Here is a 15,656-nt window from a genome sequence, read left to right on the forward strand (position 1 = left end):
ACAGATCAATGCGAATTTTCTTAGCTTATTGCTTCGACTTCTGCCTTAATCCAATCGTATCCTTTTTCTTCCAATTCGAAGGCAAGTTCTTTCGTTCCTGACTTCACAATTCTCCCTTTGTACAATACGTGTACGTAATCAGGAACAATGTAATCCAGCAAGCGCTGATAATGCGTCACCACAATGGCAGAGCGATCCGGAGAACGAAGCGAGTTAACTCCCTCTGCTACAATACGTAAAGCATCAATATCCAAACCAGAATCTGTTTCGTCCAGAATAGCAAGCTTTGGTTCAAGCACAGCCATTTGGAATATTTCATTACGTTTTTTTTCTCCTCCCGAAAATCCTTCATTTAGAGCACGTTTCAGCAGAGAATCATTCATACTAACCAATTTTGCTTTTTCACGTACCATTTTCAAAAACTGGGCTGCATCCAAAGGACTTTCTCCTTTATACTTACGTATTTCATTAACAGCCGTTTTAAGAAAATTAATTGTAGTAACACCCGGGATTTCAACAGGATACTGAAATGCAAGAAAAATTCCTTCTGCGGCTCTTTCTTCTGCTGCCATTTCCAGCAGGTCTTTACCTAAAAACGATACACTGCCAGTTGTCACTTCATATTCTTCTCTTCCTGCCAAAACCGACGCCAAAGTACTTTTTCCGGAACCATTTGGCCCCATAATAGCATGCACTTCACCCGGCCTGATCGTCAAATTGATACCTTTTAATATTTCTTTGCCTTCAATGGAGGCACGTAATTCGTTAATAGAGAGCATACTAAATTTATACTTTTATATGTAGTTCGTGGTAATTTACCGCAAAAGTAGTAAGCTTTGGTGGTATTTTAAAATAACTACCAGGCCCGTAGCCACCTTATGTTTGCATATTCTATAACCTTTTTACCAGCTAGCCCGTTCCTTTTTTTGTATATTTTAATCTTAAAATACAGCTTGTTTAACGTGTATAACTTTTAAATAAAGAATATAGCTTTTACTTTGCACAAAAAGCACTTCATAAATCTGTATGAAAGCAACTATGGTTGAATCCCCTGTTATCAAAGTTTCTTCTGAAACAGCTACGTTAAAAAGATTACTGATCCATAGTCCTGACAGAGGTTTGGGCAAGGTAGTACCATCCAAAGCGCAAGACTGGTTATTCGAAGATATCGTTCATCTGGATACCATGCGCCGTTACGAATATGATTATTATGTAAAACTGCTTCTCTACTTTCTTGATCCGGATAAGATCAAAGGAAAACTTGAAGAAATTGATAATGATCCGTCACGGTCGTTTTATATTCCGGGCAGCAAAAATTATTTCGATTCGGATAAAGTAATTGATATTCAAAAGTTATTGGGAGAAATTCTGGAACTGGAAACAGTTCGTGTAAAACTTACAGCAGCTATTTGCGGTATTGAAAAATGCTCGTTTCAAACCCAGCAGGAACTCAACACGTATGATCCGCATGAACTGGCAAAAATATTCATTTCAGGCTCTTATTCTGATAAAAGGATGCTGTTTGCCCCGCTGCCAAACCTGATTTTTATGCGGGACATTGGTATTGTTATTAATGAATATATCCTGTTGAATAAACCTGCGAAAACGGCACGAACCAGAGAATCCATACTTGCCCAGTTCGTGTTTTTTTATCATCCGATGTTTGCCGATATTAAAGACAATATCATTGAAATACCTGATAATGAGCGGCACTTTTTACTACCGGATGATGAAAAAGCAAGTGATTTTAACCGGTGTACACTGGAAGGAGGTGATGTCATGATGGTTTCTGCCAAACATCTGCTGATCGGATGTAGTGAAAGGACTTCCATTTACGCTGCCCAGCAGGCAATGAAAGTCCTTTTTGAACGAGATATCATCAACACGATAACGATAATAAAAATCCCAAAGAAACGGGACTACATGCACATTGATACCATATTTACGCAGGTAAAAACAAATATCTGGGTATTGCTTGGCTCATTGGCCAGAACTGGTGATGAAGCAAAAAAGAAGGATGTTCTGCACTTTTTTGCACCAAAAGAAGTAAACCACGAATTCAGGATTCTTCAATTTAAAAAAGGACAGGAAGACAAACCCAGGGAAATAGAAAACCTGGAAGACCTTCTGTCAGATATCAGTATCAATGAACTGGGAAGTACTGAAAAAGTACGCTTTATTTATTCGGGTAACAACGAATTTCCATACGGTGAACGTGAACAATGGACCGATTCCTGCAATTTACTGGCTGTGAAAGACGGAGTAGTAATTGGCTACGACAGGAACGACAAAACACTCGACGCCTTTCGTAATGAAGGTTTCCGGATTATCAGTGCCAAAGATCTAATTGATAAATTTGAGCAGAATGAACTATTGCCTGATACTTTAACGAACACATTTATAACACTTCCCTCTGCTGAACTTTCAAGAGCAAGAGGAGGATCACATTGCATGAGCATGCCAATTTTACGGGAATAATTATCTTGGAAAAAGACCATTGTTTTCATAAATTGCAATATAATAAACTAATAAATACTCCTATGCGTACGATAACTTCAACTGCTCAGTTACAGCCGCAGTCGACTTCCCATATCATGATGATACGGCCAGCTCAATTCGGATTTAATGCTGAAACTGCTGAAAGCAATAAATTTCAACGGGACAGCTCTGCTCAGAATACACTCGATTATGCACAGCAGCAGGCAAGAGAGGAATTCGACCTGATGATTTCCCAGATGGAAAAAACGGGCATTGATGTCAATGTTTTTGAAGATAATGATGATAAATACCGTCCTGATGCTGTTTTTTCAAATAACTGGGTTTCTTTTCACCAAAGTGGCAAGGTTGTACTTTATCCGATGATGGCCGAAAACCGTAGAAATGAACGCAGGCTGGATATCATTGAAGATCTGAAAAAAGATTTTAAAGTTGAAGAAATTATTGACCTGACTTATTTCGAAGAACAGGGCAAGTTTTTGGAAGGAACCGGAAGTATGGTTCTGGACAGAAGATATAAAATTGCTTATGCCTGTTTATCACCACGTACACACCCGGAAGTACTCGAAGCATTTGCACAAGCCCTAGGTTATGAAGTAATAAGTTTTACCGCTTCAGACGAAAATGACAATTTGATTTACCATACCAATGTATTAATGTGTGTAGGCGATATTTTTGCAGTTGTTTGCCTTTCAGCTATTAAAGACCCGGATGAGCGGCAAATGGTCAGATCAACCTTGGAAGACACCAATAAATACATTATCGATATATCCCTGGATCAGATGAACCATTTTGCGGGCAATATGCTGATGGTGCGAAATAAGAAACAGGAAAAGTTTGTTATCATGTCCACGCAGGCTTATGAATCGCTTTCTAAAAAACAAAGGGAGGTCTTAAATGATTATGCACGGATTGCCCACACAGATTTATCTTTTATCGAAGGAAATGGCGGAGGTTCAGCACGCTGCATGATGACCGAGATACACTTACCTTTAAAGTAAGATTTGGAAGTTATTAAAAAGATGTCAAGTCAAAAAAAGAAGTCAACTTTTAAAAAGTTGACTTCTTTCCTTCAGTATTACGGGTTAAATTTTAATCCTTCAGATCAGCTTTAACTTTATCAATTTTGTTTTTCGTATTTGCCTTGAATGTATCCCATTTATCCGCAGTTTCGGATTGAACATCTTTCCAGGACGCTTGAAGATCTTCTTTCTCTTCGTTTAATTCTTTTTTACGCTCCTGCCATTTAGCTTTTTCTTTTTCAGTAGCTTTATCCATTTTGGCGTCAGCCTCTTCTATTTTTTTATCAATATTTTTGACTGCATCATCGATATCGGCTTTAAGAGCATCTTTATCTGCTTTTACTTTATCTTCAAATTCGTTGCCTGCTTCTTTAATATCTTCTTTTGCATCTGCAACATTTTCGTCCATATCATTTTTTGCTTCTTCTGCGGTTTCATTGGCAGATTCTTTGGTTTTCTCAGAACAGCTGGTAAAAGTTAATGTCCCAACCATTAGTAATGAAGCAACTAAATAAGTGATCTTTTTCATTTTTTCTGTGTTTATTTTAATATTATATCCCGCTATATTAATAATAGCTAATTCATTTACTGCACTAGAAAAATCCAACCAATACTAATTTTGTACTAATTGTATAAATTTTGTAGAAATAAGTCCTCAAAGTTGTACCTTTTAAAGTAAAGTACCCACAAAATCTGCCGGAATGATATTCAATGGTTAAGTCTCGGTTCTGCTTTCAACACCAATTTTTGGATAACTTTGTATCCTGCTCCTACATAAGTTTTATACTTTACCAATGTTTCAATTAAGCATTATGCAAAAATCAGGTTTACTCATTTTTCTCTTAATTTCAGTTTTAATCCATAAAACCGTTTTTGCTCAAACAGATTCTCTAACTTCAAAAACACTGGATGAAGTTACCATCAATGCCTTCGAGTCTAAAACAAATGCTTTATCAACGACAGCAACAGTCGGGCTACTCACAACAAAATCGCTGGAACGTTATTCTCCCACTACCTGGACTAACGCGATAAATGTCATTGCCGGTGTCAGAATGGAAGAGAGGTCACCGGGAAGTTACCGTTTCTCTATTCGTGGCAGCATGCTTCGCTCTCCTTTTGGAATACGCAACGTCAAGTTCTACTGGAACGGAATACCCTTCACTGATGCTGGTGGCAATACGCCCCTGAACTCTCTGGATTTTAATGCCGTACAAAATATGCAAATTATAAAAGGCCCGGGCAGCAGCTTGTATGGAGCCGGAACTGGCGGTGTGGTTTTATTGCAAAGCCGTACCAGCAATAATGCCCAGAACCGCGCAGAGCAAAGTGTAGGATTTGGAAAATATGGTTTTCAAAGCAGAAGTACCAGCCTTGAACTTGGCGACATCAGCATTCAGTACGGCCATAGTGAACAGGATGGCTACCGTGATCACAGTGCAATGGGCCGCGACGCGATTCGCTTTTCGTCAACCAGCAAAATTGGTGAAAAAGGCATGTTATCCTTATTGGGTATGTATTCTGACCTGCATTATCAGACACCGGGGGGAATAAACCTGGCTCAATACCAGAATAATCCCCGGCTGGCGCGGCAATCTACACAGACGGTACCTGGAAGCGAAGCACAAAAAGCGGCTATTTATACCAAATTTGCTATGTTGGGCGGCAACTACTCCTTACGGCTTTCTGATAGCTGGACGCAGTCAAACGCACTTTATCTGACCACCAACGACTTTGCCAATCCATTTATAGCCAATTACGAAAAACGGGACGAACTGGGAATCGGCGGAAGAAATATCTGGCAGAACATCTCTCAAATTGGCTCAGTCCGAACAAACTGGACAAGTGGATTTGAATGGCAATACAGTAAGTCGGCACAAAGGAATTATGATAATAAAGGTGGTATTCCCGATAAACAGCAAACTGTCGAAGATATCCGTACGACCAATTTATCTGTTTTTAGTCAGCTGGAAGCGGTTTTATTCACTGATCTTACGGTTACTGCGGGATTAAGCTATAATACATCCCGTTACAGATATGAGCGTTTTTTCCTACTTCCCTATACCAACGAGCAGCGTACTTTTGATGGCATAGTTACTCCAAGAATTGCGCTTAATAAAGTAATTGCAAAAACCTGGGCGCTGACCGCTTCTTACAGTAGCGGATTTTCTCCACCAACGTTACAAGAAGTCCGCCCTTCGGCAGGAGGTTTTTACAAAGACCTGAATGCTGAAAAAGGAATGAATACTGAAATTGGTATTCGTAAAATTGATAAAAATTTCAATGGAGGAATCAGTTTGTACAGCTTTGGATTACGACAAGCCATCGTGCGAAGAACCGACGAAGCTGGTGCAGAATACTTTGTCAATGCAGGAAAAACGCGTCAAAATGGGCTGGAATGGAATCTATCCTATGACTTTTTGACCAATGCTCATCTACCTCTGACATTCCGGTTATGGAATTCAGGAACATGGACCAAATATACCTTCGAGGATTTCAAGCAGGCAGAAACAGACCTGAGTGGTAAACTTATTCCGGGAGTTCCCCGTTTTTCACAAAGTACAGGCTTGGATATATTGTTTAAGTATGGTTTTTCAGTATTTGCTACTTATCAGCATGGAGGTTCTTTTTATCTGAATGATGCAAATACAGTTAAAAATACACCTTATAATCAATGGACCGCACGCGCTTCCTGGAAGAAAAACTGGGGATCACACTTTTATAGCGAATTATCAGCTTCCTTGGAAAAAGTAAATGCCGGAATTTACAATCTTGGCTACGACCTCAACGCTTTTGGAAACCGTTATTACAATTCAGCTCCAAAAAATAACCTGTGGGCAGGTGTGAAAGTCGGCTGGGAATGGGGAAGAAAATAATTAACAACTAACAATTAACCATTGCACCTTTACATTCATATTCCTTTTTGCCGGCAGGCTTGTCATTATTGTGACTTTCATTTTAGTACCAATACTGCCAGCAAACGTGCTATTGTTGAGGCTATTGCACGAGAAATTATTCTGCGAAGCTCTTATTTGCCCACAAAAAAGTTAGAAACCATTTATTTTGGCGGAGGGACTCCGTCGCTGTTAGACGAGGCAGAACTTAATTTATTGCTTTCTACTGTTTACACTCAGTTTGAAGTAAATCCGTATGCTGAAATTACGCTGGAAGCTAATCCGGATGATTTAAGTCAAGAAAAACTGGAACAATTAAGCAAAGTAGGGATCAACCGCTTAAGTATTGGTATACAATCTTTTCATGAACCACATCTGACATTATTGAACAGAATTCATACAGCAGGGGAAGGTGAAAATTGTGTAAAATTGGCACAGGGTGCTGGGATCCAAAATATATCGATTGACCTTATCTATGCTATTCCGGCACCGGATCACAGCATCCTGAAAAATGATATTCAAAAGGCGTTTGAGTTAAATATTTCCCACATTTCTGCGTATTGCCTGACTATTGAACCGCAAACGGCTTTCGGCTCATGGCTGAAAAAGAAAAAAATAAGACCGATTGATGAAGAATTTGCAGCCAGCCAGTTTGAAATACTGGTCAGCTCTTTGCGCGAAAATGGTTTTGAACAATATGAGATTTCCAACTTTGCGGCCAATCAGCAATATAGCAAGCATAATAGCTCTTATTGGAAACAGCGGCCATATTTAGGAGTAGGACCTAGCGCACATTCTTACGATGGAATAAGCAGAGAATATAACATATCTAACAACGCGAAATATTTAGCAGCTATTCAGCTGGATGTAATACCGGCTACATATGAATTATTGTCTCCGGAAGATGTAACAAACGAATATCTGCTGACTGGTCTACGAACAAAATGGGGAGTACAACGAGCTAAACTGGATCATTTATCGAATGGCAAGTTCCGCTTACAGCATGCAGATCAATTAAAAAGTTTGTCGGACAAAGGCTGGATAAGTATTGAAGATGAGATCATCACGTTAACAGAATCCGGTAAATTATTCGCTGACCGAATTGCCAGTGATTTGTTTATTGACTGATTTTTTAATTAAAAAAGCAATGTTAAAATGCATTCGAACTTCGGCCGCATTAGTCCGAAAGCTCAACCTGGCAGCATTTTAACATTGCTTTTCTTCTCAGCTTATTCAGAAACCAACTCAGCAGTTAGAGAAAGTTCGGCATTCAGTACCTGAGATACCGGACATTTCTTTTTCGATTTTTCAGAAATTTCTTCAAATTTCTCAGCAGTTATTCCGGGTATTTTTGCCGTCAAATCAATATGACTTTTTGTTATCTGCCCTTTTGAAGGATCAAGTGTAATAGTTGCAGTAGCATTTAATTCGTCAGCTGTGAAACCTTCTGCATTTAAATCAAAGCTTAATTGCATGGCAAAACATCCCGCATGTGCCGCTGCAATGAGTTCTTCCGGATTAGTTCCTTTGCCATCAGCAAAACGTGTGTTGAAAGAGTATTGCGTATTTTCTAAAACAGTGCTCTGGGTGCTCATTGTTCCGGTACCTTCTTTTCCTGTACCTTTCCAAACTGCTGTTGCTTTACGATTGATCATATCTTTTTATTTTTAGAATAATAAATTGTTTTTAATCTTGTAATCACGAAAAGTACGATCTAGCTGCGTTCTACGCAAGTTAATTTATTATTAAGCGTTTCAATTGCAATATCTGGCACTACTTTGTTAACGAAGGTTAACGTCCAATTGGAAATTAAACTTTATCGTTGTAGTTTGATCCAAAGTAAAAATCATTTTTAACTCACCATTACCTAATAAACAAAATGAACAAGAAACTAATCCCGTTGTTATTTATAATTGCAGTACTATTTCAGGCTTGTTCCGGATCCGATGGACGAGATGGATTACCAGGCGCTGATGGCGTAAATATTGTTGCCCAGACTTTCGAAGTTGAAAACGTAAATTTTACTGCTGCTAACTCTTACAGTTATCTTCAAACATATGCTTCCGCAAAACTAATCGATGTGCGTGAATCAGACGCTGTTTTTATATACGTTCTTTGGGAATTAGCTGATAACGGAAATCCGGTGTGGAGATTACTTCCGCAGGCTATTGACATGCCCAGAGGTGTTACTTACAATTTTGATTACTCGCCAGCTGATTTTTCTATTTTCATTGATGCACCTACCACAGCCTTAAAAGCTGCGTTATCTGCTGATTTTACACAGAATCAGACATTTAGAATTGTTGTTGTTCCTTCTGATTTTACTGCAAGAAAAGGAGGAGATTCTGTTGATTTCAATAATTATGAAGCCGTGAAAAAATATTTCAACCTGGACGAAAGCAAAATCCCCAATGTTAAGGCAAATTAATTGCTGGCATTAATTTTTTATTGATTTTATTATCAACATATAATCCGGTAACTTAGGTTACCGGATTTTCTCAAGCTATGAAACTACTATTTACCATTCTTATTGGTTTATTTATCTGCACTACCACTGTTGCACAAAATTTTGCTAAGGAGACCGAAATTTTCAGGCAAAAATACAAGCAGGAATTTATCAAAACAGATAATTCGCCTTTGAAAAAGGATGATTTACAGTATCTTAAATTCTATGATCCTGATTCTACATTTCAGGTTCCTGCCATTTTCAGCAGAGCGAAAAACAGCCAGTCTTTCGAGATGCCAACATACAGCGGGACGAAAAAAACTTTTGTAAAATATGGCACGATCAGGTTCCGGCTTTACGGAAAAAGACAAACTCTGACAGTTTACAGAAGCCTGAGTTTACAAACACTTCCCCAGTACAGAGATTATCTTTTTCTGCCTTTTAAAGATAAAACCAGTGGAAATGAAACCTATGGCGGTGGACGTTATATTGATTTAAAAACCTCTGATGTCAAAGACGGCAATTTTATACTTGATTTTAACAAAGCATATAATCCATATTGCGCTTACAGTGAAGGATATAACTGCCCTATTCCTCCAAAAGTAAATACGATGCCGGTTTCCGTTGAAGCTGGTGAAAAGAATTTTGGCAAAGAGCATGAAGTGAGTACTAAATAAAATTCGCTGTCAAAAGAATAAGAGTCAAAAATTCAGGAATTCAATCAAGCTCAAATAATATGAAAACACCATGAACCGAAATCCCTGTTGATTTGGCTTTCCAGCCATTTTTTTCATAAAATTTAACAGCTTTTATATTATCAACCAAACATTTTAGGGTTAGTGGTTCCTTAATTTTCTTCCTTACTTCATCAATTAGCAGACGCCCTAAACCATTCCCACGGTATTCTTTTTTGATATACAAATGATGTATAAAATTGTCGGGGAGCCATATTGAAACAAACCCGGCCACTTTATCATCAATCTTCGCAACCAGCATTTCTTCTCCTTTGGTATCCAGATTGAAACTATATTTCTCCTGATTTTCAATCCTGCCAAAAGTTTCCTTTTTACTTCTTCATAAAGCTGGCTCAGTTCTGCCCTATCCTCTTCATTAAACTCAGAAATTCTAAATTCCATTTTACGTTATCTTATTTCAGTGCGTTATTACTTTAAAACTGTACCAATGGGTAAATTCATGGACATAAAAAAGCCCGGCAATAAATTACCAGGCAAATTTATTCAGTCTTAAAACTAAACTTTTAGCAATTCTTTTTGTTTAAGAATTCTTTCAAAAACCTTGATATCGTGTTCAGAATTAAAGATACTGAACGGCAGATTGATAAACTGTCCCTTTGAAATTATCAACACATAAGCATCTTTATCCTTATAACCATCCAGGATTTGTTCCCATTTCATCACACTTCCTTCTTTCTGGTTCAGCTTCATTAAAATCTGACGATTGTCAATTTCGTACTGAAACTTTTCAAACATTGGCTTGTACTGTGCTAATTGCGTAATACCCACAAACTGAATTACCCAGAACAGCAGATATAGAATCACACCTACAAAAATTGTTACATAAATCCAGATATTTGGATATAAACCTGTCAGACTAACTACTGCATTGATCAGAATAAGAGCTAACGGAAGTAATCCCCATTTCAGCTGCGATTTTAAAAAATAGCGCATGGCAAGGTTGATGTACTTCTTTGTTGGCAGCGCATATTTTTTTGTACGGACCGCTGCCGGATTCGTAGGCATTTGATAAACAGGCTGGTGTTTGTTCACCGATACTTTGGCCATAATTCAGTTTAAAATTAAGCAGTTTTTTTATTATTAATGTTTGCTCACACAAGACACGAGACACTATAAAATCTACTATCCTATAACAATCAGCAACATTAAAATGAGGTACAAAGTTAGAAAAAAGCAACCGACTTCCACAGAAAGCATTTGAAATAAAAAAACAGTTATCAGATTTTAATGTAATTTGCGTTAGAAGGGCAATCGGTTTTCATATCAGGCTTAGGATTGGTAAACCATAGTTGTAGCCGAATTCGGAAAGCTGAAGTAAATCATCTGAAATAACCAATTTTACATAAATGAGTTTTCTTTTTCCCTCTTTTCTTTGGGGCTTGTTAGCCATTTCCATTCCAATCGCCATACATATATTTAACTTCCGGCGTACCAAACGGGTTTATTTTACGAATGTGGCATTTCTGAAAGCTGTTGAAACTCAGACACGTTCGGTTCGCAAAATTAAACACTGGCTGATCATGGCAGCACGGATACTGGCTGTGGCGAGTTTGGCATTTGCTTTTGCACAACCTTTTTGCCCGGTAAAAACAATTTGGCAACTGACAAAAAGGGGATTACCAGTTTGTACCTGGACAATTCGTTCAGCATGCAGAATGAAGCCAATAACAAACGGTATATAGACTTAGCTACCAGTCATTTGAGTGATTTGCTGGGACTTTTCCGTAATGCAGCTTCACTGCAGTTAATTACCAATGATTTTTCGGCACAAGAACAGGGACTTTATCGTGCTGACAAAATCCGCGATATGCTCACCACCATTGGCCTGGCTCATACACCGCGTACATTACAGGATGTTTATAAACGACAGGAAAACCTGATCGCCAGACACCAGGGAACTGGTAAAAACCAGCTTTTCTGGTTTTCTGATTTTCAAAAAAGTACAGTTGGCGATTTGTCCGCCTTAAAAATTGATACGGCCAACCAGTTATTTATAGTTCCTGTTCAGGCTGTACCTGAGAAAAATGTATTCGTTGACTCTGCCTGGCTCAATACGCCGTTTATCAGGGAATTACAAAACAATGTATTATTTGTAAAAGTCAGTAATTCGGGAAAAGAGGAAGCAAAAAATGTGGTACTCAAACTTAATCTGGATAATACGCAGGCATCTACGGCTTCTGTCAATGTTCCTGCAAATGGCAGTGCTACGGCAAAATTCAATTTTAACCTGAAAGGAAAAGGTTATAAAAAAGGACAAATCACTTTTGATGACTTTCCGGTAACGTTTGATAATGATTATTACTTTGTGTTGAATGCGTCGCCAGTGATTAGGATTTTACATATATATGGCCAGAAAACCAGTGCTAATTATATCCAGAACGTTTATGCAAATGATAGTTTGTTTGCATTGCAAAGTTATAGCGCAGGAAATGTAGACCAGGGATTAATAAAAAATGCTGATATGGTGATATTGGAAGGTGTAGACCAGATCAGCGGATCGTTACCCCAGGAGTTACAGGATTTCGTATTAAAAGGAGGCAGTGTTTCCGTTATTCCTCCTGCTTCTCCGGATGCCGGCAGTTATGCGGCTTTTCTGCAAAATATGGGAATAAATGGTTTATCCGTTGAAAATAATTCTGCCCCTGCTCCTATTGCCATTGCAACCCCGGACAGAAATAATCCATTTTTCAGCGATGTTTTTGAAGAATCCATCCGGCAGGAAATGAACCTGAATTTGCCATCTGCATCACCCGTATGGACCTGGAATAATGTTGGCCAGCAATTGCTTTCCCTACGTAACGGTCAGCAGTATCTGAGTCAGATTACAAGAGGAAACGGAAAGGTATATCTTTTTTCAGCACCACTGAGCGCGGAATACGGATCAATGGCCCAACACGCAATCTTTGTTCCCGTCATGTATAAAATGGCCGCCATGAGCGTGCGTGCCCAGAGAACTGCTTTTACATTTGATGAAAACCCGATCGCACTGAACATTGATAAAGTAACACCAAATGCAGTTTATAAACTTCGTCGTAATAAAGTAGAGATCATTCCGGTTCAGCGGATTACGGGCAACCAGTTATTATTGGAAATCCCGCAGGGTGATCAGCTTGGGGAAGGACTGGACGCCGGATATTTTGAATTGCTGCTTGATAATAAAGTGGAACAGCTTATTGCGCTCAATCACAATAATAAGGAATCGAAACTCGATTATTATTCACCTGAAGAACTCAAAACAATCTTTGCCGGACAAAAAAATGTTCAGATTTTTGATAGCCTGAATGATGATGCATTTTCACAAGAGTTTCAGCAGCAGAATATGGGCACGAGTTTGTGGAAGTATTTTCTGTATGCCGCCTTGTTCTTTTTGCTGGTAGAAATTGCTTTGATCAGGTTTAAGGATTGAGAATTGATTTAAGATTTGATACCGTAAATTATTGTAGTAACATCACGAAACGTTTCTCTGGAACCAGGTAAACGTTTTCATGCTATATTGTCGCTACCGATGAGAAGTCCCGCTATGACGATTTATGAATAAAAACCTTGTTGTATAATTTACTTATTCCTGTAATATTTTACTATAAATAAGTAATTAGACTTCCAAAGGCTTTCTCGTTCTGACTTTTTACCCCAATTTTGCATTGTACATTATTATTATAAAATGCTTTCATCCCGAATAGGAATTCTTGGCGGTGGCCAGCTAGGGCTTATGCTCCTGCAAGCCGCCATTGACTGGAATCTTGATATTCATGTTTTAGATCCCGATGCAGAAGCTCCCTGTCGGAAAATTGCCCCAAAATTTACACAAGGTTCTTTACAGGATTACGATACGGTTTATAATTTTGGTAAAGATCTTGATGTCATTACCATTGAAATAGAAAAAGTAAATGTCGAGGCGCTTGAAGCATTGGAAAAAGAAGGAAAAAAGGTTTATCCCCAGCCTTCTGTAATCCGGCAAATACAGGATAAGAGAATACAAAAGCAGTTTTACCTTGAAAAAAAATTACCAACCGCAGATTTTATCCTGACAGAAAATCGCGAAGATGTTGCCAGGCATCTGGATTTTTTACCCGCATTTCATAAACTGGGACGTGATGGATATGATGGCCGCGGTGTTCAGCGTATTACATCAGCAGCAGATTTAGATAAAGCATTTGACCAGCCGGGTTTATTGGAAAAAGCTATTCCTTTTCAAAAGGAGTTAGCCGTGATCGTAGCAAGAAATCCTTCCGGTGAAGTAAAAACATTCCCTACTGTTGAAATGGTTTTTCACCCGGAGCTGAACCTGGTTGAATACCTTTTTGCACCAGCTGAAATTGATTCTGACATTGATGGCAAAGCCCAGGAAATAGCCAAAAAAACAGCCGAATCCTTTCAAATTGTAGGTTTACTGGCCGTAGAGTTGTTTCTTACAACTGATGGTGAAGTATTGATCAATGAAGTTGCACCCAGACCGCATAACAGCGGCCATCATACGATTAAAGCCAATGCAACTTCTCAATACGAACAGCACTGGCGGGCTATTCTGGATCTGCCGCTGGGAAGTACCCACACATACGGACCTTCTGCAATGGTCAATTTATTAGGTGAAGATGGTTATCAGGGACCAGCGATCTATGAAGGAATGGAGAAGTTATTAAGTACCGAACAGGTATTTCCATTTTTATACTGGAAAGCGATTACGAAACCATTCAGGAAAATGGGTCATATCACCGTCATGGACGCGAATATTAACGCTTTAAAAGAAAAGGTGAAGTACATTAAAGAAAACATAAGAGTAATCAGTAAGTAAAAATGGTTGGAATAATAATGGGCAGCCTTTCGGACAGAAAGGTGATGCAGGAAGCAGCAGATGCACTAAAAGAGCTTGGAATTGCGTTTGAAATGGAGATTGTTTCGGCACATCGTACGCCGGAAAGAATGCTTGAATATGCATCTGCCGCAAGAAGTCGCGGTCTAAAAGTGATTATTGCAGGAGCCGGTGGTGCTGCGCATTTGCCTGGGATGGTTGCTTCGCTTACTTCGTTGCCCGTAATCGGGGTACCGGTATTATCCAGTAATTCTATTGATGGCTGGGATTCTGTTCTTTCAATATTGCAAATGCCATCCGGAGTTCCGGTAGCAACAGTTGCCTTGAACGGAGCAAGAAATGCGGGAATTCTGGCAGCGCAGATTATAGGAGCAAGTGATCAGGAAGTTGGAAAACGCCTTGACGTTTTTAAAGAAAGCTTAAAGGAAAAAGTAGCTTTGATGAATGAGGAGTTAAAAAATCAGGTTGAAAAATAGCCTGTGTTTACTATTTTCGTAAAAAGTATCACTACAACATTGAATCGGTAAATAAACTATGGAAGACGAGTTCCCTAAAAAAAGAAACATACGTCCAGTTGAGAAATCAAATCTGCCGGTAATTACCCTATTTGTTTTAGTACTTTTGGTTTTGGCAATGCTCTACGTTGGTTATGAATACATTTCAGATAGTCCTTCCAATGCTAACGAACTTGCAACTATTGTCGTAGATACATCCGCAGAACAAACAAATACGGCAGAGCCAATTACAGACGAACCCGTTTCAGAAAGCGAAGAGTCAAAGCCCGAAAAATCCAAACCGGAAACTGACGAAGAAAAAAAACTGGATCCGGAGAAAGAAACTGTACGTGCCATTTCTGCTTCATCAATCGGTGGAAAAGAAATTACACATTTGGTTAAAAGTGGTGAAAGTTTTTCAGCTATTGCATCCCGTTATAACCTTAAAACCGAAACCTTAAAAGGATTGAATTCTTCTACACCTGACCTTAAATCGGGGGTTACAAAACTTAAAATACAGGTAAAAGCCATTCATACGGTAGGTCCGGGAGATGTGCTTCGAGTTGTTGCTTCCAAATACGGTGTAACCAAAGAAGCAATTATGAAGGCAAACGGTAAATCCAAAGATTTCACTGAAAGAGGAGAGAAACTGGTCATTCCGTTTCCGAGCAGGAAGTGAGTTTAGGAGTTTAGAGTAAAAAGTCCAAATTAGATCAGTTCAACTGCTATTTTGGACTTTTTA

At 38.8% G+C, this 15,656-nt stretch carries 15 protein-coding genes and 1 pseudogene; 11 read left to right on the top strand and 5 right to left on the bottom strand.

The window, feature by feature from the left end; all coding sequences use genetic code 11:
- Positions 1-20: 20 nt before the first annotated feature.
- Positions 21-779 carry a Fe-S cluster assembly ATPase SufC gene (sufC, locus tag KZC02_RS05270; RefSeq protein WP_221393151.1) on the bottom strand — a complete coding sequence of 253 codons (759 nt, stop codon included), beginning with the start codon at positions 777-779 and terminating at the stop codon, positions 21-23.
- 247 nt (positions 780-1,026) lie between these two features.
- On the opposite strand from sufC, the gene KZC02_RS05275 reads away from it, so the two are divergent.
- Both KZC02_RS05275 and ctlX read left to right on the top strand, forming a co-directional pair.
- On the top strand, positions 1,027-2,478 hold the full coding sequence (locus KZC02_RS05275; RefSeq protein ID WP_221393152.1) for an arginine deiminase family protein: 1,452 nt from the start codon (positions 1,027-1,029) through the stop codon (positions 2,476-2,478).
- A gap of 62 nt (positions 2,479-2,540) precedes the next feature.
- The gene (gene ctlX, locus KZC02_RS05280; RefSeq protein ID WP_221393153.1) at positions 2,541-3,497 is read left to right on the top strand and encodes a citrulline utilization hydrolase CtlX; all 957 of its coding nucleotides are present in this window, start codon (positions 2,541-2,543) and stop codon (positions 3,495-3,497) included.
- 91 nt (positions 3,498-3,588) lie between these two features.
- Here ctlX and KZC02_RS05285 read toward each other — a convergent pair whose 3' ends face one another.
- On the bottom strand, positions 3,589-4,047 hold the full coding sequence (locus tag KZC02_RS05285; protein WP_221393154.1) for a hypothetical protein: 459 nt from the start codon (positions 4,045-4,047) through the stop codon (positions 3,589-3,591).
- Between the two features lie 265 nt (positions 4,048-4,312).
- Between KZC02_RS05285 and KZC02_RS05290 the strand changes: the two genes are divergently transcribed.
- Entirely contained in the window at positions 4,313-6,391 is a 2,079-nt protein-coding gene (locus tag KZC02_RS05290; RefSeq protein WP_229254000.1) for a TonB-dependent receptor, read from the top strand.
- Positions 6,392-6,412: 21 nt separating this feature from the next.
- Positions 6,413-7,537, top strand: a complete 1,125-nt coding sequence (gene hemW, locus KZC02_RS05295) for a radical SAM family heme chaperone HemW (RefSeq protein WP_221393155.1) — start codon at positions 6,413-6,415, stop codon at positions 7,535-7,537.
- Between the two features lie 101 nt (positions 7,538-7,638).
- Here hemW and KZC02_RS05300 read toward each other — a convergent pair whose 3' ends face one another.
- The gene (locus KZC02_RS05300) at positions 7,639-8,064 is read right to left on the bottom strand and encodes an OsmC family protein (RefSeq protein WP_221393156.1); all 426 of its coding nucleotides are present in this window, start codon (positions 8,062-8,064) and stop codon (positions 7,639-7,641) included.
- Positions 8,065-8,288: 224 nt separating this feature from the next.
- Between KZC02_RS05300 and KZC02_RS05305 the strand changes: the two genes are divergently transcribed.
- Both KZC02_RS05305 and KZC02_RS05310 read left to right on the top strand, forming a co-directional pair.
- Positions 8,289-8,837, top strand: a complete 549-nt coding sequence (locus tag KZC02_RS05305) for a hypothetical protein (protein WP_221393157.1) — start codon at positions 8,289-8,291, stop codon at positions 8,835-8,837.
- Positions 8,838-8,914: 77 nt separating this feature from the next.
- Positions 8,915-9,532 (top strand): DUF1684 domain-containing protein, encoded by a 618-nt coding sequence (locus KZC02_RS05310; protein WP_221393158.1) that lies wholly within the window; start codon positions 8,915-8,917, stop codon positions 9,530-9,532.
- A 40-nt stretch (positions 9,533-9,572) separates the two neighbouring features.
- Here KZC02_RS05310 and KZC02_RS05315 read toward each other — a convergent pair.
- Both KZC02_RS05315 and KZC02_RS05320 read right to left on the bottom strand, forming a co-directional pair.
- A pseudogene (locus KZC02_RS05315) lies at positions 9,573-9,905 on the bottom strand (GNAT family N-acetyltransferase); the annotation flags it as partial.
- A gap of 200 nt (positions 9,906-10,105) precedes the next feature.
- Positions 10,106-10,657, bottom strand: coding sequence for a YcxB family protein (locus tag KZC02_RS05320; protein WP_221393159.1), 552 nt, complete (start codon positions 10,655-10,657; stop codon positions 10,106-10,108).
- A 299-nt stretch (positions 10,658-10,956) separates the two neighbouring features.
- Here KZC02_RS05320 and KZC02_RS32815 point away from each other — a divergent pair, with 299 nt between their 5' ends.
- The 5 genes from KZC02_RS32815 (at position 10,957) to KZC02_RS05340 (ending at position 15,593) form a co-directional block, all read left to right on the top strand.
- A complete protein-coding gene (locus tag KZC02_RS32815; RefSeq protein WP_310590407.1) occupies positions 10,957-11,292 on the top strand; it encodes a BatA domain-containing protein in 336 nt (111 codons plus the stop codon).
- Positions 11,259-13,016 (top strand): hypothetical protein, encoded by a 1,758-nt coding sequence (locus tag KZC02_RS05325; RefSeq protein WP_310590408.1) that lies wholly within the window; start codon positions 11,259-11,261, stop codon positions 13,014-13,016. Before KZC02_RS32815 ends, KZC02_RS05325 begins: the two co-directional genes overlap by 34 nt.
- 255 nt (positions 13,017-13,271) lie before the next feature.
- Positions 13,272-14,402 (top strand): 5-(carboxyamino)imidazole ribonucleotide synthase, encoded by a 1,131-nt coding sequence (locus tag KZC02_RS05330; protein ID WP_221393160.1) that lies wholly within the window; start codon positions 13,272-13,274, stop codon positions 14,400-14,402.
- Positions 14,403-14,404: 2 nt separating this feature from the next.
- Entirely contained in the window at positions 14,405-14,896 is a 492-nt protein-coding gene (gene purE / locus KZC02_RS05335) for a 5-(carboxyamino)imidazole ribonucleotide mutase (protein ID WP_221393161.1), read from the top strand.
- 58 nt (positions 14,897-14,954) lie between these two features.
- The gene (locus tag KZC02_RS05340) at positions 14,955-15,593 is read left to right on the top strand and encodes a LysM peptidoglycan-binding domain-containing protein (RefSeq protein ID WP_221393162.1); all 639 of its coding nucleotides are present in this window, start codon (positions 14,955-14,957) and stop codon (positions 15,591-15,593) included.
- Positions 15,594-15,656 lie beyond the last annotated feature (63 nt).

The organism is Dyadobacter sp. NIV53 (genome assembly GCF_019711195.1).
GTDB lineage: Bacteria > Bacteroidota > Bacteroidia > Cytophagales > Spirosomataceae > Dyadobacter.